The 17,035-nt window shown below is 64.7% G+C and carries 21 protein-coding genes; 20 read left to right on the forward strand and 1 reads right to left on the reverse strand.

Features of this window, described 5'->3' with window-relative positions:
- Complete coding sequence (locus AB7M16_RS28275) at nt 1–789, reverse strand: DUF1217 domain-containing protein (RefSeq protein WP_453945704.1); 789 nt, start codon at nt 787–789, stop codon at nt 1–3.
- 142 nt (nt 790–931) lie between these two features.
- Between AB7M16_RS28275 and motA the strand changes: the two genes are divergently transcribed.
- The 20 genes from motA (at nt 932) to AB7M16_RS28375 (ending at nt 17,029) form a co-directional block, all read left to right on the forward strand.
- Entirely contained in the window at nt 932–1,828 is an 897-nt protein-coding gene (motA, locus tag AB7M16_RS28280; RefSeq protein ID WP_172786969.1) for a flagellar motor stator protein MotA, read from the forward strand.
- Nucleotides 1,825–2,766, forward strand: coding sequence for a flagellar motor switch protein FliM (locus AB7M16_RS28285; RefSeq protein WP_172786968.1), 942 nt, complete (start codon nt 1,825–1,827; stop codon nt 2,764–2,766). Before motA ends, AB7M16_RS28285 begins: the two co-directional genes overlap by 4 nt.
- Nucleotides 2,747–3,061 carry a hypothetical protein gene (locus AB7M16_RS28290; protein ID WP_172786967.1) on the forward strand — a complete coding sequence of 105 codons (315 nt, stop codon included), beginning with the start codon at nt 2,747–2,749 and terminating at the stop codon, nt 3,059–3,061. The genes AB7M16_RS28285 and AB7M16_RS28290 overlap by 20 nt, the downstream gene beginning before the upstream one ends.
- Nucleotides 3,062–3,137: 76 nt before the next feature.
- On the forward strand, nt 3,138–3,512 hold the full coding sequence (fliN, locus tag AB7M16_RS28295; RefSeq protein WP_172786966.1) for a flagellar motor switch protein FliN: 375 nt from the start codon (nt 3,138–3,140) through the stop codon (nt 3,510–3,512).
- 2 nt (nt 3,513–3,514) lie between these two features.
- Nucleotides 3,515–4,555: a flagellar motor switch protein FliG gene (locus tag AB7M16_RS28300; protein ID WP_172786965.1), complete on the forward strand. Its 1,041-nt coding sequence runs from the start codon at nt 3,515–3,517 to the stop codon at nt 4,553–4,555.
- Nucleotides 4,556–4,568: 13 nt separating this feature from the next.
- Entirely contained in the window at nt 4,569–5,654 is a 1,086-nt protein-coding gene (flhB, locus tag AB7M16_RS28305) for a flagellar biosynthesis protein FlhB (protein WP_439364148.1), read from the forward strand.
- 64 nt (nt 5,655–5,718) lie between these two features.
- On the forward strand, nt 5,719–6,120 hold the full coding sequence (gene flgB, locus AB7M16_RS28310) for a flagellar basal body rod protein FlgB (RefSeq protein ID WP_453945709.1): 402 nt from the start codon (nt 5,719–5,721) through the stop codon (nt 6,118–6,120).
- Nucleotides 6,121–6,131: 11 nt separating this feature from the next.
- On the forward strand, nt 6,132–6,548 hold the full coding sequence (gene flgC / locus AB7M16_RS28315) for a flagellar basal body rod protein FlgC (RefSeq protein ID WP_172786962.1): 417 nt from the start codon (nt 6,132–6,134) through the stop codon (nt 6,546–6,548).
- Nucleotides 6,549–6,550: 2 nt separating this feature from the next.
- On the forward strand, nt 6,551–6,880 hold the full coding sequence (locus AB7M16_RS28320; RefSeq protein ID WP_453945711.1) for a flagellar hook-basal body complex protein FliE: 330 nt from the start codon (nt 6,551–6,553) through the stop codon (nt 6,878–6,880).
- A gap of 18 nt (nt 6,881–6,898) precedes the next feature.
- Entirely contained in the window at nt 6,899–7,687 is a 789-nt protein-coding gene (flgG, locus tag AB7M16_RS28325) for a flagellar basal-body rod protein FlgG (RefSeq protein ID WP_172786960.1), read from the forward strand.
- Nucleotides 7,688–7,700: 13 nt separating this feature from the next.
- Nucleotides 7,701–8,177 carry a flagellar basal body P-ring formation chaperone FlgA gene (flgA, locus tag AB7M16_RS28330; protein ID WP_172786959.1) on the forward strand — a complete coding sequence of 159 codons (477 nt, stop codon included), beginning with the start codon at nt 7,701–7,703 and terminating at the stop codon, nt 8,175–8,177.
- Nucleotides 8,174–9,304, forward strand: a complete 1,131-nt coding sequence (gene flgI / locus AB7M16_RS28335; RefSeq protein WP_128263899.1) for a flagellar basal body P-ring protein FlgI — start codon at nt 8,174–8,176, stop codon at nt 9,302–9,304. Before flgA ends, flgI begins: the two co-directional genes overlap by 4 nt.
- A 67-nt stretch (nt 9,305–9,371) precedes the next feature.
- Nucleotides 9,372–10,133 carry a MotE family protein gene (locus tag AB7M16_RS28340; protein ID WP_453945713.1) on the forward strand — a complete coding sequence of 254 codons (762 nt, stop codon included), beginning with the start codon at nt 9,372–9,374 and terminating at the stop codon, nt 10,131–10,133.
- Nucleotides 10,134–10,835: a flagellar basal body L-ring protein FlgH gene (flgH, locus tag AB7M16_RS28345; RefSeq protein WP_172786957.1), complete on the forward strand. Its 702-nt coding sequence runs from the start codon at nt 10,134–10,136 to the stop codon at nt 10,833–10,835.
- Between the two features lie 33 nt (nt 10,836–10,868).
- On the forward strand, nt 10,869–11,312 hold the full coding sequence (locus AB7M16_RS28350) for a flagellar basal body-associated FliL family protein (RefSeq protein ID WP_172786956.1): 444 nt from the start codon (nt 10,869–10,871) through the stop codon (nt 11,310–11,312).
- Nucleotides 11,309–12,049 (forward strand): flagellar type III secretion system pore protein FliP, encoded by a 741-nt coding sequence (gene fliP, locus AB7M16_RS28355; RefSeq protein ID WP_128263897.1) that lies wholly within the window; start codon nt 11,309–11,311, stop codon nt 12,047–12,049. The genes AB7M16_RS28350 and fliP overlap by 4 nt, the downstream gene beginning before the upstream one ends.
- 264 nt (nt 12,050–12,313) lie before the next feature.
- Nucleotides 12,314–13,222 (forward strand): flagellin N-terminal helical domain-containing protein, encoded by a 909-nt coding sequence (locus tag AB7M16_RS28360; RefSeq protein ID WP_172786955.1) that lies wholly within the window; start codon nt 12,314–12,316, stop codon nt 13,220–13,222.
- Between the two features lie 275 nt (nt 13,223–13,497).
- Nucleotides 13,498–14,412 carry a flagellin N-terminal helical domain-containing protein gene (locus AB7M16_RS28365; protein ID WP_172786954.1) on the forward strand — a complete coding sequence of 305 codons (915 nt, stop codon included), beginning with the start codon at nt 13,498–13,500 and terminating at the stop codon, nt 14,410–14,412.
- A 302-nt stretch (nt 14,413–14,714) separates the two neighbouring features.
- Nucleotides 14,715–16,340, forward strand: a complete 1,626-nt coding sequence (gene fliF / locus AB7M16_RS28370; RefSeq protein WP_439401164.1) for a flagellar basal-body MS-ring/collar protein FliF — start codon at nt 14,715–14,717, stop codon at nt 16,338–16,340.
- A complete protein-coding gene (locus AB7M16_RS28375) occupies nt 16,337–17,029 on the forward strand; it encodes a hypothetical protein (protein WP_212254436.1) in 693 nt (230 codons plus the stop codon). The genes fliF and AB7M16_RS28375 overlap by 4 nt, the downstream gene beginning before the upstream one ends.
- Nucleotides 17,030–17,035: the final 6 nt, after the last annotated feature.

A 17,035-nucleotide genomic window follows, 5' to 3' on the forward strand; every position in this document is an offset into this window, starting at 1 on the left:
TTACCTGTTGAACTTGATGTTCTGAAGCGTCGTCAGCACGTTGGTATCCATGCTGACCGACGTCGCGGCGCCGGCGATCAGGACCAGCGCGGGATTGGTCGAGCTGTCGTTCTGGGCCTGGGTCGCATCCCACATCGCCGCAAAGCGCTGCACGAACTTCGTCACCTTGGCCGGGTCCTGGAAGTCGGCGAGATTGATCTTGTCCGCGATCATCTTGGCCTGGGCGTCGATGTCGGCCGAACTGATCGTCGCCGGCAGGCCGAGCGCGGTCTGCACCACCTGCGTCAGCGCCTTGTCGGCCAGGACCTGGTAGGCGGTCGTGATGGTGGAAGCCTTGCGGGTGAAATACAGCGCCAGCCGCAGGCCCTCGTTCTGGTCCCCGGCCTTCTCCTCCATCGTCTGCGTGACGAACTGGGTCGCCGTCCCGGTCGTGGCCGCAGCGGTCTGAGTCGCCTTGTCGCCGAGCGCGGCGAAATTGAAGGCGGTTGCGAATTGCCGATAGCGGACGTCGGTCAGCTTGTTGGCGAAGGCGTCCTTGCTCACGACCCCCTCGGTCAGCACCTTGCGCATGAACGCTTTGGCGTAGGTCATGTCGCTGAGGCCATAAGCCTTCATCGCATAGGAGTAGAGACGATAGTCCTTCAGGAAGTCGTCGATGGTCTTAACCTTGCCGATATGGCTGAGGAAGTAGTCGGTCTGGCGGCTGACATCCGGCTGCTGCGCGACCTGCGTCAGCGACTTGCCCATGTCCTTGGTCAACCTGGTGTAGTCCGCGATGGTGGATAGCATGACACGCGCCCCTCTGGCGCCGTTTGCGACGCCGCTTCAAGCTGCCGCCAATTGCTTGCGCGGGGCTGGCGACCTCGAAGCCAGCTTCGCGCAAGCGTCGCCGACTAGGTATTCCCGGTGGGATCGGCGATGGAGCGGCGCGTTGGGCAGTTTCGTGGGGATTTTCATCACGGTAGCGGCGCTGCTCGGCGGTTTTGCCGCCATGGGCGGGCACCTGGCCGTGCTTATGCAGCCGTGGGAATTCGTCATCATCATAGGCACGGCGGTCGGCACCTTCATCGTGGCCAATCCGTGGAAGACGGTCGTCGACAGCGGCGTCGCCTGCATGCAGGCCATCACCAACGCGGTGCCGGGACAGCGCTATTACCTCGACCTGCTCGGCGCGCTGCACGCCTTGATGCGAGAGCTGCGGGGCAAGGGCCGCAACGAGGTGGAGGCGCATATCGACGACCCCTCGAACTCCGAGATCTTCAAGGCATTCCCCAGCGTGCTCGGCGACCCCTCGCTGCTCCAGTTCATCTGCGATTACGTCCGTCTCATCATCATGGGCAATGCGCGCACGCACGAGATCGAGGCGCTGATGGACGAGGAGATCCACACCATCGTCAAGGGCAAGCTGGCTCCTTACCATGCACTGGTGACGGTGTCGGAGGCGATGCCGGCCCTCGGCATCGTCGCTGCGGTGCTCGGCGTCATCAAGGCGATGGGCGCGCTCGATCAGTCGCCGAAGCTGCTGGGCGGCTTCATCGGCGCCGCTCTCGTCGGCACCTTCGCCGGCATCTTCCTGTCCTACGGCATCATTTCGCCCTTCGCGATCAAGATCAAGATGATGCGCGAGAAGAAGTGCCGGCCCTACATCATCGTCAAGCAGACGCTGCTGGCGTTCATGAACGGCGCCATGCCCCAGATCGCGGTCGAGCACGGCCGCAAGATGATCTCGAGCAGCGAACGTCCCTCGATCGACGTCGTCGAGAACGAGACGATCGCAGGTCCCAAGGCCGTCGTTGCCGACGCTGAACCCAAGGCGGCGCGCGCATGATGATGGAAGACGCCGAAGTCGATCAGCGCAAGCAGCTGCCGAACTACCTGCTGGACGCTGCCGGCATATCGATCGACCGTATGCCGATGCTCAATGTGATCTTCGATCGCATGGCGGCATCGTGCACCGACAGCCTGCAGCCGATGGCCGGAACGCCCTGCTATTTCTCGGTCAACGGCATCACCAACGATCCGCTCGGCGACATCATCAAGGACTACGAGGGCAACGCGGTCGCGGCCGTGCTCTATGCCGAGCAGTGGGACTCGCGCGTCATCATCATGCTCGACCGCGACTTCGTGTTCACGATGGTCGAGGCGATGTTCGGCTCCGACGGAGCGGAACCGCCGCTTGACGTCGAACGCACGTTCTCGAACATTGAGATCCGGCTGGTCCAGGCGCTGTTCGAGCGGTTCGCCAAGGCGCTGCAGGGCGCCTTCGCCGGAACGTCCAACGTCACCTTCCGCGTCGAGCGTGTCGAGACCGCGATGGCGTCGCTGGCGATCGGACGCGCCAGCAACATGTCGATCTGCGCGAACATGATGGTGCAGGCGCTCTACCGCGGCGGTCAGATGTTCCTGATCATTCCGCACTCCGCGCTCAACCCGCTCAGGCAGAAGCTTGCAACCGTCACCGCCAGCGACGGCCGCACGACCGATCCGCGTTGGCGCGAGCAGATGGAGAGCGAGGTCCAGCGTACCGAGGTGACGCTGAGCGCGGTGCTCGACGAGAAGATGATCTCGCTCGAGGACGTCGTGAAGTTCAAGGTGGGGCAGGTGCTGGAGCTGGAGGCCACGCCGCGCACGCTGGCTCGCCTCGAGAGCAACAATCAGGTGCTGTTCTGGTGTCAGATCGGCCAGCTTGATGGCTATTACGCCATGCAGGTGTCCGATCCCGTCGATCAGAAGCGGGAGTTCGTCGATGATATCCTATCTCGTTGATGCCGTGCTGCTGATCGCGCTCGCCTTCACCAGCATGCGGGTGACCCGGATGCACCGCGAGCTGGCGCGGTTGCGCAGCTATCAGGGCGAATTCTCGACCATCGTGCACGAGACCGCGGGCGCCTTCGACACCGTGATTACCGCGGCGCACGATTCCACCGCAAATCTCGGACGCCTTGCCAACGTTCTGAGCACGAAGATCGATCAGGCCCACGAGGCGATCGCGGCGCTCGACGCGCGGAGCGGGCTCGCACCCATCGCGACGGCGGCGACTGCCGATCTGAACAAGCATTGAAGCGCGAACCGGCAGAACAATACGGCGCGGAACGCCGCGGCGCTCCGGCAGCGGAAATACCAAGAGGCGATACCAAATGGCGCAATCCTTCGATTATGAGTCTGCATCTGCATCGACTGAGGCCGAGACGTCACCGCTCGAACGCCTGGCCGAGATCGCCCAGCGCACGGCCGAGGAGACCGGCAAGTTCGCCAATGTCGACGCTATCCTGCGCATTCCCGTCACCATGCAGGTGGTGCTGGGATCGGCGACCATTCCGGTGGCGAACCTGATGAAGCTCGGACGCGGCGCGGTGGTTCCGCTCGATCACCGGGTCGGGGAGCCCGTCGATGTCGTCGTCAACGGCCGCATCGTCGCCCGCGGCGAGGTGGTCGTCGTCGAAGAGGACAATTCCCGCTTCGGCGTCTCGCTCACGGAGATCGTCGGGCCGCTGGGGCAGGGTGATACCTGACCATGGCGGCACCGGTCGGCATCGCTCCCGTCAAGCAGCGAGGCGTTACCACGCTGGGCGGCACGGAAAAGGTCGCCGCGCTCCTGCTGGCCATGGGCCGGCAGGCGGCCGCGAGCGTGCTGCAGCAGTTCGAGCCGCAGGAGATCCGCATCGTCACCAAGGCGGCGGCGGAGCTGCGGCCGATCACCGCGCAGGAGCTCGAGGGAATCGTCGAGGAGTTCGCCCAGCAATTCTCGATGGGCGCGAACATTCTCGGCACCCTCGGCGGTCTGGAGGCCGTGCTCGGCGACGTGCTTCCGGCTGATCAGGTTTCGGCGATCATGACGGACCTGCTCGGCAATTCGAGCCGCTCTGTGTGGGACCGCGTCTCCTCGGTGTCGGAAAATTCGCTGGCCACCTATCTGTCCAAGGAGCATCCGCAGACCGCGGCGCTCATCCTGTCCAAAGTCAAGCCGTCCTGCGCCGCCAAAGTGATGAGCCAGCTGCCGTCGAGCCTGCGCAACGAGTTGATGCGGCGCGTGCTCAGCCTCAAGCCGATCGTTGATGACGCGATGAAGGTCCTCGAGAAGACCCTGCACGAAGATCTGACGTTGAATTTCGCCCGCAACCTCGGCGCCGACACCTACGCTCGCGTCGCCGACATCATCAACAAGATGGAGCGCGGCCACATCGAGGACATCCTGAAGAGCCTGTCGGAGAAGCGTCCGAAGTCGGCCGAGGTGCTGAAGGAGCTGCTGTTCACCTTCGACGACGTCATCAACCTGGCGCCGAAGGCGCGCACCATGATCTTCGACCAGGTTCCGACCGACCGCATCGTGGTCGCGCTGAAGGGCACCGACAAGCATTTCCGCGAGGTGATCCTGTCCGCGGTCGCCTCGCGCGTCCGCCGCGTCGTCGAGGCCGAGCTCGCGATCGGCGAACCGTCGAACCAGCGCGACGTGCTCGAGGCGCGCCGTGTGATCACCGACCTCGCACTTGACCTCGCGGAGAAGGGCGAAATCGAGCTCAACCCCGACCAGGAGGATGAGCTGGTCTTCCGCTGACCGCTGAACGGGCATGGCAGAAACATCCGATCAGGAGAGCAAGACAGAAGAGCCGACCGAGAAGAAAGTCCGCGATGCGCTCGAACAGGGCAAGATTCCGGTCTCTCGGGAGGCCTCCATTTTCGCCTCGATGGCCGCGCTGATGGTGATCCAGGCGTTCCTGATCGGCCAGGGCGTGCAGCAATTGACGCCGACCCTGAAGAGCCTGCTCGACGATCCCGAGGGCTTCCCGCTCTCCAGCGGCGCGGACGCGCAGAACCTGCTCACCGTGGTCGGCCTGCAGGCCCTGCGGTTCCTGGTGCCGCTGGTCGTCATCCTCGTTGTGTTCGGGCTCGCCGCCTCGCTGCTGCAGAACGCGCCGCGCTTCGTGCTCGAGCGCATCAAGCCTGACTTGTCGCGAATCTCTCCCGTCAGCGGCTGGAGCCGGTTGTTCGGAACGCAGGGCCTGATCGAGTTCGCCAAGTCGCTGTTCAAGCTTGGTGCGGTGACCGCCGTCGTCGCCTTCGTGCTGCGCGCGTCCGAAGCGAAGGCATTCGAGGCGATGTACACCGATCCGGTCGCGCTGCCGGAGATGATCCTCAACATCGCGATGCGCATCGTCTCGGCGATCTGCATCGCCACCATCGTCCTGGTGGCGATCGATCTCGCCTGGGCGCGGTTCCATTGGCGGCGCGAGCTGCGCATGACCAAGCAGGAGATCAAGGACGAGCACAAGCAGGCGGAAGGCGATCCCTTGATCAAGGCGCGCCTGCGCTCGCTGGCGCGCGACCGTTCGCGCCAACGCATGATCGCCTCGGCCTCGCGCGCGACGCTGGTGATTGCCAACCCGACGCACTTCGCTATCGCGCTGCGCTACAAGCGCGAGGAAAGCGCCGCGCCGCTCGTCGTGGCCAAGGGCATGGACGTGATCGCGCTGAAGATCCGCGAGGTCGCCGAGCAGAACCGAATCCCCGTCATCGAAAACAAGGCGCTGGCGCGCGCGCTCTACGAGGCGGTCCAGGTCGACCAGGTGATTCCGGCGGAATTCTTCCGGCCCGTCGCGGAGATCATCTACTTCCTCCAATCCAAGCAGACGCCGCGGCCCGAGAACGTCCGATAGATTTCCGCGGATGGTGCTTCGCGCAACAGCTTGACGAAAGCTTAACGCCCTAGGCTCGTCCCGAATGGATCAGAATGGGGCCGTCGTGGGACCGCTTTATCTCTTCGAACTCGCATCGTCGCAGGCGCGCTATCTCGAGCTGCGTCAGTCGACCATCGCCGCCAACGTCGCCAACGCCAACACGCCGGGCTTTCGGGCCCGCGACGTCGAGCCGTTCAACAAGGTGCTCGACGGCATGCCGGTCAGGCTTGCGACGACGTCGGCTTCGCACATGCAATTGTCCGCAGCCGAGACCGATACGCGGGCGACCGCGAAGAAGGACAGTTGGGAAGTGGTTCACTCCGGCAACTCCGTCAGCCTCGAGCAGGAAATGATCAAGGGCAACGACGTCAATCGCGACTATTCGATGAACGCGGCGATCGTGCGGTCGTTTCACCGCATGGTCCTGTCGAGTGCAAAAGCCTGAGGTGAACTGAGATGCTGGACTCACTGAGCGCCTCTCTGACGGTCGCAAGCTCCGGGCTCGAAGCGCAGTCGACGCGCATGCGCATCGTCTCGGAAAATCTCGCGAACGCCACCTCGACGGGACGCGCCGCCGGCGCCGATCCGTATCAGCGCAAGACGATCACCTTCGACGCCGCGATGGACCGCGCCTCGGGCGCGCAGCTCGCGAAGGTCAAGGAGATCGGGGTCGACACCACGCCCTATCGCGTCGAGTACGATCCGGGGCATCCCGCCGCCGACAAGGCCGGCTACGTCAAGCTGCCGAACGTGAACATGATGATCGAGATGGCCGACATGCGGGAAGTCAACCGCTCCTATGAAGCCAATCTCCAGGTCGTAAAGCAGGTGAGGTCCATGCTCGGCATGAGCATCGACCTCCTGAGGAGCTGACTATGCTTGAAGCGATTTCATCCACCGCGATTTCCACAGGGCAAGCGGCGAGCCGCGCGACCGAGACGCAGGCCGTATCGCCTGCCGCGACAACCTCGGTACAGGCCACTGACGATGTCGGCTTCGAATCGGTGATGAAGCAGGTGACGTCCGACGCGATCGGGGCGCTGAAGGCGGGCGAAGCCGCATCGATCTCGGCAATGCAGGGCAAGGAATCGACGCGCCGCGTCGTGGAGGCGCTGATGTCGGCCGAGCAGGCCCTGCAGACGGCGGTCGCGGTTCGCGACAAGGTCGTGCAGGCCTACCAGGAAGTCGTTCGGATGTCGATTTGATCTGAAGGAGTGAGACAAGTGAAATCGCTCGCCATTGCGGCCACGGGCATGAACGCCCAGCAGACCAACATCGAAGTCATCGCGAACAACATCGCCAACATCAACTCGACGTCGTACAAGCGGGCGCGCGCCGAGTTCACCGATCTGTTCTACCAGATGGACCGCATGCAGGGCGTCGCGAACACCAACGGCTCCTCGCCGATTCCGGAAGGCGCCAATCTCGGCCTCGGCGTCAAGTCCGCGGCGATCCGCAAGCTGCACATCCAGGGCGCGCTGACGCAGACCGGAAACCCCTACGATCTCGCGATCAACGGCCGCGGCTGGTTTCAGGTGCTCGGCCCCAACAACGAGGTGCAATACACCCGTGCGGGCTCGTTCAACACCAATGCCAACGGCCAGCTCGTCACCATTGACGGTTACCTGCTGGACCCCGCGATCACGGTGCCGCAGGGAACGGTGGAGGTCACCGTCAATGCCACCGGCCAGGTGTTCGCCAAGCTCGATACGGAAGTGAATCCGCGGCAGATTGGCCAGCTCAACCTCGCCAATTTCGCCAACGAAGCGGGCCTCGAACCGCTGGGCGGCAATCTCTACAAGGAGACCACGGCGTCCGGCACGCCGGTCGTCGGGCTGCCGGGCGATGCCGGCTACGGCAAGATCAACCAGAAATATCTCGAGGCCTCGAACGTCGACCCGGTCAAGGAAATTACCGAGCTGATCTCGGCGCAGCGTGCCTACGAAATGAATGCCAAGGTCATCCAGGCCTCGGATGAAATGGCCCAGACGGTCTCGAAGGGCATGCGCTAGTTCCGGTGTCTCGATGTTGAACAGGGTGGGCCTGATCGTGCGCGGGTTGGCCGCCGTACTGCTGGTACTCGTCGCGGCGCGGGGCGCCGCGGCCGAGGAAAAGCGGCTTCCCGTGCCGGCCGTCTCGATCCGCGCCGGCGAGCTGATCCGCGAAGAGATGATCACCGAGCGCGCCTTCGCGCCGAGCCTGCTCGGCGTTGCCATGTTCATCGAGGGACGTCAGGTCCTGGTCGGCCGCATGGCGCGGCGCGCGCTGTTGCCGGGCCAGCCCATTCCAACCAATGCGGTGGAGGATCCCTGGACCGTCGCGCGCGGCGCCATGGTCAAGGTCGTGGTCGAGGACAGCGGCCTGTCCATCGTCACTTACGGCTCGGCGATGCAGTCGGGTGCGGCCGGTGCGCTGATCCCGGTGCGCAACACGGACACCGGCGTGATCATCAGGGGCGTCGTCCAGCCGGACGGCACCGTCAAGGTCGTGGACGGGTCATGACCAGACTCCTGCTTGCGCTCATCCTGCTGGTGTCTGCCGCCAGCGCCCAAGCCGCCGTCCGCATCAAGGACATCGCGGACATCAAGGGTCTGCGCGAAAATCAGATCGTCGGCTACGGCCTCGTCATCGGCCTCAATGGCACCGGCGACACGCTGCGTAACGCGCCGTTCACCGAACAGTCCCTGCAGTCGATGCTCGAGAACATGGGCATCAACGTCAGGAACGAGACCACGAGCACGAACAATCCCCCGCGGCCGACCACGCTGCGCACCCGCAACGTCGCAGCGGTGATGGTGACGGCGGACCTTCCGCCTTCGATCGGGCCCGGCGAGCGCATGGACGTCACCGTCTCGTCGCTCGGCGATGCGACGTCGCTGCTCGGCGGCACGCTGGTGATGACGTCGCTGCGCGCGGCGGACGGCGCGGTCTATGCAGTGGCACAGGGCGCGATCACGGTTGCCGGTTACAGCGTCGGAGGCCAGGCGCAGAACGTCAGCCAGGGCACGCCGACGGCCGGACGCATCCCGAACGGTGCGCTGGTCGAACGCGAGGTGCAGGGAAGCCTCCACGAGATGGAGTTTCTGGTGCTCCAGCTGAAGAACCCCGACTTCGTCACCGCAACGCGCATCCTCGACGCGGTCAACCGCTACGCCGGCGGCCGCTACCGCGCGCAGATCGCGTTCGAGCGCGACTACCGCACCATCGTGCTGTCGAAGCCGCGTCATGTCGGCCCTGTCCGCTTCCTAGCCGAGATCGGCGAATTGGTGGTCGAGCCGGACACGCCGGCGCGGGTCGTGATCAACGAGCGCACCGGCACGGTCGTGATCGGGCGCGACGTGCGGATATCGACCGTTGCCGTGACCCACGGCAATCTGACGGTTCGCGTCACGGAGATGCCGGTGGTATCGCAGCCGGCGCCGTTCTCGCGAGGACAGACGGTGGTCGTCCCGCAGACCGTGGTCGAAGCCAACGAGGCCGGATCGCAGGTGGCAATCCTGAGCGGGGTCGATCTCCAGCGCCTGGTGCGCGGGCTGAACCAGATCGGCCTCAAGCCATCAGGGATCATCGCGATCCTCCAGGCGATCAAGACGGCGGGCGCGCTGCAGGCCGACGTCATCGTGCAATGATGCGCAAGCGTCGTGCAAGCTTGGTCGCTCAATGCTCAGGTCTGAAGCGAGAATCGCACGCGGCCCGATGCTGAAGCTGGATCACAAAGCCAAACTCCTCCTGCTGGCCGCAACAATGCTCGCGAGCCTCTCGCCGGTGCTCGCCCTGGACGAGGCCAAGCCGTCGAAACCGCTCAACCTGCTCTCCTTCGCCCGTGCTCGTGCGGGCGGACCGCAGAAGCCGCAGCCGCCGGCCACCGCGACACCTGGCGAGAATGCGTCGGTCCGGGCCACGGCATGGGCGGCTGAAGATTCGGGCCCCGTCGTCACCGGCGCGGTGCCGGCTCCGGAAACGCCGACACCTGCGCCCGCGCCGGTCCGTCCGGCCAAGCCCGGCAGCGTCACGGCGCCGCCGAAGCCTGCGCTGCCGCAGGCCGCGCCGGCTCCCGACAACGAAATCGCCCTGTTCTGCAGCAACGTCGCCGATCCCGCCGTCGACGCAAGGCTGGCTTGGCAGCTCAAGGAGCTCGAGAAGGCCGAGAGCCTGCTGCGCGAGCGCATCGCGGAAGTCGAGGCCAAGCGCGTCGAATACGAGAAGTGGATGGCGCTGCGCGACGACTTCCTGAAAAAGGCCGAAGCCAGCGTCGTCGAGATCTATTCGCGCATGAAGCCCGAAGCTGCGGCGACCCAGATCGCCGGCATGGCCGACGAGACCGCCGCCGCCGTGCTCGCCAAGCTCAGCCCGCGCAGCTCGAGCGCGATCTTCAACGAGATGGACACGGCACGCGCGGCGCACCTCGCCGACCTGCTCGGCGGCATGCGTCGCGTGGACGACGGAAAGAGCAAATAGATGAACAAGCCGATCCTCTCCCTCCTCGCGGCGTCCGTGCTCCTGGCCGGGTGCTATCATGATCCGGCCGAAGTCCTGATCGGTCCGCAGATGTCGCCCGTCGGCAGCGGCCTGCGGATGCAGGCCGATCCGATCCCGGTGACGCCGCGCATGCGCACGCCCGTCAGCTACCGCTCCACCTGGGACGACGGCACCGATCTCTACCGCGATCCCCGCGCCCGCCGCACCGGCGACGTCGTGACGGTGATAATCTCGATGCAGGACAAGGCCAAGCTGGACAACAAGACCGGCCGTTCGCGCGATTCGCAGGTGAAGTTCGGGCTCGACTGGCTGATGGACGTCGCCGGATGGAAAGACACGGGTTCGGCCAACGCCAATCTCAGCACCAACACCCAGATCAAGGGCAACGGCCAGATCGACCGCACCGAAGACATCAAGCTGTCCATCGCGGCCATCGTCACCGACGTGCTGCCGAACGGCAACATGATGATCAGCGGTTCGCAGGAATTTCGCGTCAACACGGAGATGCGCGTGCTCAACGTCGGCGGCATCGTACGTCCGCGCGATATCTCGCGGGCCAACACGATCTCCTACGACAAGATCGCCGAGGCGCGCGTGTCCTATGGCGGGCGCGGAAATCTGTCGGACGTGCAGCAGCCTGGATGGGGACACCGGATCTATGATGCCGTGGCACCGTTCTGAGACCGGCACCGCGTCGCGATGGCAGGGGATGCCATGCGCCTGATCGCCGCCATCGTCGTGCTGACCCTGATCGCGATCGGCGCGGGCGCGGTTGCCGGCCTGCATCTGATCGCAACCGCCGAGCGCGTTGCCGACGCGAAGAAGAGCGCCACCCCGCCGCCGATCGCGTCGAGCTACGCCGGCAGCGCGCGGCTCAGGAAATTGTCCCCGATCGTGACCAATCTCGCCGCGCCGGCCAACAATTGGGCGCGCATCGAAGCCTCGATGGTGACCGACAGCATGAGCGACGAGGATGCCGGCATTCTGGCCGCCCATATCAGCGAGGACATCGTGACCTATCTTCGGTCGGCGACCGTTACCCAGTTCGAGGGATCGCGCGGGCTCCAGCATCTGCGCGACGACCTGACCGAGCGCGCCAATATCCGCTCGTCGGGCAAGGTCCGCGAATTGATCATCGAGACGCTGGTGATCCAGTGAGGGTGAAAGTCCTGCTGCTTGCGTTGGTTCTGGTCGTGCTGCCCGAAGCGGCGCTGGCCCAGATTCCGGACCTGAATTCCCTGCTGCCGCCCGGAAACGGCTCGACCAGCGGCCGGATCATCCAGCTGATGGCGCTGATCACGGTGCTGTCGGTGGCGCCGGGGCTGCTCATCATGGTGACGAGCTTCACGCGATTTGCGGTGGCGTTGTCGTTCCTGCGCGCCGGTCTCGGCCTCCAGACCACACCTGCCAACCTGGTGCTGATCAGTCTCGCGCTGTTCATGACCTTCTACGTGATGGCGCCGACCTTCGACCGGGCCTGGGAGAGCGGCGTCCAGCCGCTGATGAAGAACGAGATATCGGAGGAGGAGGCCTATCTGAAGATCACGGATCCGTTCCGCGAGTTCATGCTGGCCCATGTCCGCGACAAGGATCTCCAGACCTTCGAAGCGCTCGCCGCCGAAAGCTTCCGCAGGAAGTTCGACGACAAGCGGATCGATCTGCGCGTCATCATTCCGGCCTTCATGATCTCCGAGCTCCGCCGCTCGTTCGAGATCGGATTCCTCATCATCCTGCCGTTCCTGGTGATCGACATGATCGTGGCGACGCTGACCATGTCGATGGGCATGATGATGATGCCGCCGACGATCCTCGCGCTGCCGTTCAAGATGCTGTTCTTCGTGCTGATCGACGGCTGGAATCTGCTGGCCTCCGGACTGGTCCGCTCGTTCTCGTGAGCGCCGCGATCGCCGGCCGGCCCTTTATGGTTAAGCGAAACGCACTGGTTATGGTTAGCGGGGCGTAATGTTAACCATATGATTTCACTGCGGAATTCAAGCCCATCTTAATCCGGAAGCAAGATTCGGCGTGCTAGCAATGCGGCACGGCGGGTTGGACCCATACTGATCGGTCCAAAGGCATGATGCCGCCCTTCCGTACCGGTGAAAGCCCGGTATGTCCCCTCGTGAAAATGTAAACGCGTACATAAAGGGACATTCGCAATGTCAAGCCTGCTTACGAACTCGACCGCCATGACCGCACTCCAGACGCTGCGGTCTGTGGGTTCGCAACTCTCCACCACGCAGAACCGGATCTCCACTGGTCAGCGCGTGGCCACCGCTTCGGACAACGCCGCCTATTGGTCGATCGCCACCTCGATGCGCGCCGACAATGCCGCGCTCTCCGCCGTCTCCGACTCGCTCGGTCTGTCGGCTGCGACCGTCGACACCGAATATACCGCTCTGACCACGGTCATCGGTGACAAGGACTCCGGTCTGACCAAGCTCCAGTCGCTGCTGGTGCAAGCCAAGACCGCGGGTATCGACCGCACCAAGATCCAGGCGGACGTCACCCAGATCCAGCAGCAGATGAAGAGCACGGCCAATGCCGCGACCTTCAACGGCATCAACTGGCTGAGCACGACGACCGGCACCACGCCGACGAGCTTCAGCCTGGTGTCGTCGTATTCTCGCGTCGGCGGCACGCCCACCATCGGCTCGATCACCGTCACGACTGCCAACTACACGCTCTACTCGACCACCCAGACCGGCATTCTGGACACCGTGGCCGGCAGCGCCTCGGTCGACACGATCAACATCTCCGCGCTGACGGACTCGGCAGCCGACCAGACCACGCTCGATGGCTACATCGCGCAGGTGACGACCGCCATCAACTCGGTGGCCGCGTCCGCCGCCAATCTCGGTGCCGTCAAGAACCGTATTTCGACCAACACGGAGTTCGTGAAGTCGCTGATGGACTCGGTTGACCGCGGTGTCGGCCAGCTCGTCGACGCGGACATGAATGCGGAATCCACCCGCCTTGCCGCGCTTCAGGTTCAGCAGCAGCTCGGCGTTCAGGCGCTTTCGATCGCCAACAACAGCAGCCAGAGCATCCTGTCGCTGTTCCGCTAAGGCTTGGATCATCGGGGGAGGGCCGCGCTTCTCGCGAAGCGCGGCCCCTTTCGTTTGGCGTCACGCTGCCCACGCCGTCATTTCGGCTGCCAGTTGCAGGCAGAGCACAGAGCCACAAGCCCCGCACAAGCTTCGCTCGTTAACCTCCCCGCTACGACAGATTGGGCCTTGAACCCGCGTTTGCGGCACGCCCAAAGGCATGACGCCGCTCTGTCGTACCGGTGCAAGCCCGGTATGTCCCCTAAGCTCGTTTCAATCTTCAAAGGGACATCAAAATGGGTTCTAGCCTTCTCACCAACTCCTCCGCCATGACCGCGCTCCAGACCCTGCGGTCTGTCAGCGCGCAACTCGCCACCACGCAGAACCGGATCTCCACCGGTCAGCGCGTGTCCACCGCTTCGGACAACGCCGCCTACTGGTCGATCGCGACCTCGATGCGCTCCGACAATGCCGCGCTCTCCGCCGTCTCCGACTCGCTCGGTCTGTCGGCTGCGACCGTCGACACCGAATACACCGCTCTGACCTCGGTGATCGGCGACAAGGAATCCGGCCTGACCAAGCTCCAGGCGCTGCTGGTCGAAGCCAAGACCGCGGGTATCGACCGCACCAAGATCCAGGCGGACATCACCCAGATCCAGCAGGACATGAAGCTCAAGGCCAATTCAGCCACCTTCAACGGCATCAACTGGCTGAGCACCACGACGGGTACCACCCCGACGAGCTTCAACCTCGTCTCGTCCTACTCGCGTGTCGGCGGCACCCCGACGATCGGTTCGATCACCATCACGACCGCCAACTACACGCTCTACTCCACCACGCAGACCGGCATTCTGGACACCGTGGCCGCCAGCGCCTCGGTCGACACGATCAACATCTCCGCGCTGACCGACTCGGCGGCCGACCAGACCACGCTCGATGGCTACATCTCGAAGGTCACCGCTGCGATCAACTCGGTGGCCTCGGCCGCTGCCGATCTCGGTGCGGTCAAGAACCGCATCTCGACCAATACGGAATTCGTCAAGACGCTGATGGACTCCGTGGATCGCGGTGTCGGCCAGCTCGTCGACGCCGACATGAACGCGGAATCGACCCGCCTCCAGGCGCTGCAGACCCAGCAGCAGCTCGGCGTTCAGGCGCTCTCGATCGCCAACCAGAACAGCCAGAGCATCCTGTCGCTGTTCCGCGGCTAAGCGGCGCTTTCGAAAACGACCGTGCTCCCTCAGGGAGCACGGTCCCCGCCGTGATGGTGGGCGCGCCGACGCGCGACGTGCCGGCAATCGACCTCCCGACGCCAGACTTCTTGCGACACGCTGCAGCCGGTCGGGGCTGCCGTACGCCCGATCGCTCGCTCGTGGCTGCCAGACCGATTGCGTCGTCCAGCCTTGTAAAATTGCAACGCCGCGCCAGCGAACCCGCACATTCGCGCATCGCGCAACCTTCAGACAAGGTTGGCAGCTGAGTGTCCTCACCATTCGCATTGGTACGAGGTCATATGCTCAGTCGTGCGCAGGTACAGCAACTGCTCAACAATCTGCTGGAGCTTGGGCCGCGACGCCTGATGGCCTTGGGACTGATCGGCTTTGCGGTTCTCGTCACCGTCGTCGGCGGCGCCTATTATCTCAGCCGCCCCGAGTTCGAAACGCTCTACACCGGCCTCACCCGCGAAGACGTGACGCGCATCGGCGCGGCGCTGCGCGAGCAGAACATCACCTTCGACGTCAATTCCGCCGGCGATGCGGTCTCGGTGCGTCCGAGCCAGACCATGCAGGCGCGGATGCTGCTCGCCGAAAAGGGGCTGCCGACCAGCGCCAATTCCGGTTACGAGCTGTTCGACAAGATCGGCTCGCTCGGGCTGACCTCGTTCATGCAGGAGGTCACCAAGCTGCGCGCGCTCGAGGGCGAGATCGCCCGCACCGTCCAGCTGATGAAGGGCGTGAAGGCGGCGCGCGTGCATATCGTGCTGCCGGTGCGCGGATCGTTCCGCGCGACGCAGCAGCCGCCTTCGGCCTCGGTCGTGCTGCGCACCGACGGCGCGATCGAGGCGCGCACGGCGCAGTCGATCCGGCATCTCGTCGCCGCCGCCATTCCCGGCATGAGCCGCGACAAGGTGACGGTGCTCGATGCCGACGGCTCGATGCTGCTCGCTGAAGAGGACGAGGCCAGCGCCGCGCCGACCAAGATGGCGAGCCTGCAGAAGACGGTCAGCGGCATGGTGCAGGAGAACATCCGCAAGGCGCTGACGCCGTATCTCGGCCTCGACAATTTCGAGGTGAGCGTCGCTCCGCAACTGTCGACCGACAAGCGGCAGATCAACGAGACGGTCTACGATCCCGAGAGCCGCGCCGAGCGCTCGGTGCGGGCCGTGCGCGAGAAGGAATCCTCGCAGAACGCCGACCGTTCGTCGCCGACCACGGTGCAGCAGAACCTCCCCGACCAGCAGGTGAATGCGGGCGGCGGCAAGAACTCCAGCGAGGACAAGACCCGCCGCGAGGACGTCACCAATTTCGAGGTCTCGTCCAAGACCACGACGACGGTGAGCGACGGCTATTCGGTCAAGAAGCTGTTCATCGCCGTGCTGGTGAACCGCGCGCGGCTGGTTGCCGATCTCGGCGACAAGAGCAACCAGGCCATCATCGACAGCAAGCTCGCCGAGATCAGCCAGCTTGCGGCGACGGCGGGCGGGCTGGACAAGGCGCGTGGCGATCAGATCCAGGTGACGGCCGTCGACTTCATCGAAGGTTCGCGTGAGCTGGCGCCGGTGCCGCCGATCAGCTTCGTCGAGATGATCAACAAGCAGCTCGGCAGCGTCATCAACGCGATCACGATCCTGGCCGTGGCCTCGATGCTGGTCTGGTTCGGGCTGCGGCCGGCGGTCAACGGCATTCTGACCCATCGCGCGCAGCAGGAGCAGGTCGAGGCGACCGAGGCCGCCCAGCTCGAAGCTTCGGCGGCCCTTGCGCTGGCCGACAGCGAGGAGGCCGAGCTCAACCTCGTCGAAGACCTCGAAGGCAAGATGCAGCGAACGCCGCAGAAGCGGCTGGAGCAGATCGTCCGGCTCGATCAGATGCAGGCGGCGGCGATCCTTAAAGACTGGATGCGACGCGAGGAGGCGGCATGAACGCGGCAATCGGAAAACTCCTGACGCAGTTCGACGCGAATGGCCGGGTCAAGTCGCCGCCGCCTCCGCCGCCGAAAATCCAGGACGTGCTGACCAGGCCGAAGGAGGCGAGGCGCGATCCGCAGCCTCAAGCGCAGCCGCAGGCCCAGACGCAGCTTCAGGCGCCGTCTCCGGTGCCTGCGACGGAAGCGCCGCCGGTCAATCTGCTGGACGATGCCTATCGACGCGGCCATGCCGCGGGCGTCGCGGAAGCCGACGCCAAGCTGGCCGAGGAGCGCGTCCGCAGTGCGATCCGGCTCGGCGAGGAGCGGGCCAAATGGTCCGACCAGCAGGCGGTCGCGATCGTCAGCGGCTTCGAGGCGGCGTGCCGCGAGATCGAAACCAACATCGCAAGCTCGGTGGCGCGGATCCTGCTGCCGTTCCTCACCGATGCGGTGCGCGACAAGGCGATCGGATCGCTGGTCGAGCAGATCGCGGCGCTGACCGGCAACTCGTCGGTGCCGGCCTTCAAGGTCACCGGCCCGAGCGAGCTGCTGGATCTCGTGAAGACGCAGCTCGAGGCATCCAGGCGAACGGGCATCGCATACGAGGCCGCCGAGACGCTCGAGGTTCGCGTCGTGGCCGACCAGACCGTGATCGAGACGCAGATCACGGCCTGGAGCGAACGCCTCAAGGAAGCGCGCCGGTAGTCCGTC

The organism is Bradyrhizobium sp. USDA 372, from assembly GCF_053629095.1.

Bases quoted from the DNA above. Each gene is read 5' to 3' on its own strand.
- AB7M16_RS28275 (WP_453945704.1), bottom strand. From the start codon at position 789: ATGCTATCCACCATCGCGGACTACACCAGGTTGACCAAGGACATGGGC.
- AB7M16_RS28285 (WP_172786968.1), top strand. From the start codon at position 1,825: ATGATGATGGAAGACGCCGAAGTCGATCAGCGCAAGCAGCTGCCGAAC.
- AB7M16_RS28290 (WP_172786967.1), top strand. From the start codon at position 2,747: ATGATATCCTATCTCGTTGATGCCGTGCTGCTGATCGCGCTCGCCTTC.
- fliN (WP_172786966.1), top strand. From the start codon at position 3,138: ATGGCGCAATCCTTCGATTATGAGTCTGCATCTGCATCGACTGAGGCC.
- AB7M16_RS28300 (WP_172786965.1), top strand. From the start codon at position 3,515: ATGGCGGCACCGGTCGGCATCGCTCCCGTCAAGCAGCGAGGCGTTACC.
- flhB (WP_439364148.1), top strand. From the start codon at position 4,569: ATGGCAGAAACATCCGATCAGGAGAGCAAGACAGAAGAGCCGACCGAG.
- flgB (WP_453945709.1), top strand. From the start codon at position 5,719: ATGGATCAGAATGGGGCCGTCGTGGGACCGCTTTATCTCTTCGAACTC.
- flgC (WP_172786962.1), top strand. From the start codon at position 6,132: ATGCTGGACTCACTGAGCGCCTCTCTGACGGTCGCAAGCTCCGGGCTC.
- AB7M16_RS28320 (WP_453945711.1), top strand. From the start codon at position 6,551: ATGCTTGAAGCGATTTCATCCACCGCGATTTCCACAGGGCAAGCGGCG.
- flgA (WP_172786959.1), top strand. From the start codon at position 7,701: ATGTTGAACAGGGTGGGCCTGATCGTGCGCGGGTTGGCCGCCGTACTG.
- flgI (WP_128263899.1), top strand. From the start codon at position 8,174: ATGACCAGACTCCTGCTTGCGCTCATCCTGCTGGTGTCTGCCGCCAGC.
- AB7M16_RS28340 (WP_453945713.1), top strand. From the start codon at position 9,372: ATGCTGAAGCTGGATCACAAAGCCAAACTCCTCCTGCTGGCCGCAACA.
- flgH (WP_172786957.1), top strand. From the start codon at position 10,134: ATGAACAAGCCGATCCTCTCCCTCCTCGCGGCGTCCGTGCTCCTGGCC.
- AB7M16_RS28350 (WP_172786956.1), top strand. From the start codon at position 10,869: ATGCGCCTGATCGCCGCCATCGTCGTGCTGACCCTGATCGCGATCGGC.
- AB7M16_RS28360 (WP_172786955.1), top strand. From the start codon at position 12,314: ATGTCAAGCCTGCTTACGAACTCGACCGCCATGACCGCACTCCAGACG.
- AB7M16_RS28365 (WP_172786954.1), top strand. From the start codon at position 13,498: ATGGGTTCTAGCCTTCTCACCAACTCCTCCGCCATGACCGCGCTCCAG.
- fliF (WP_439401164.1), top strand. From the start codon at position 14,715: ATGCTCAGTCGTGCGCAGGTACAGCAACTGCTCAACAATCTGCTGGAG.
- AB7M16_RS28375 (WP_212254436.1), top strand. From the start codon at position 16,337: ATGAACGCGGCAATCGGAAAACTCCTGACGCAGTTCGACGCGAATGGC.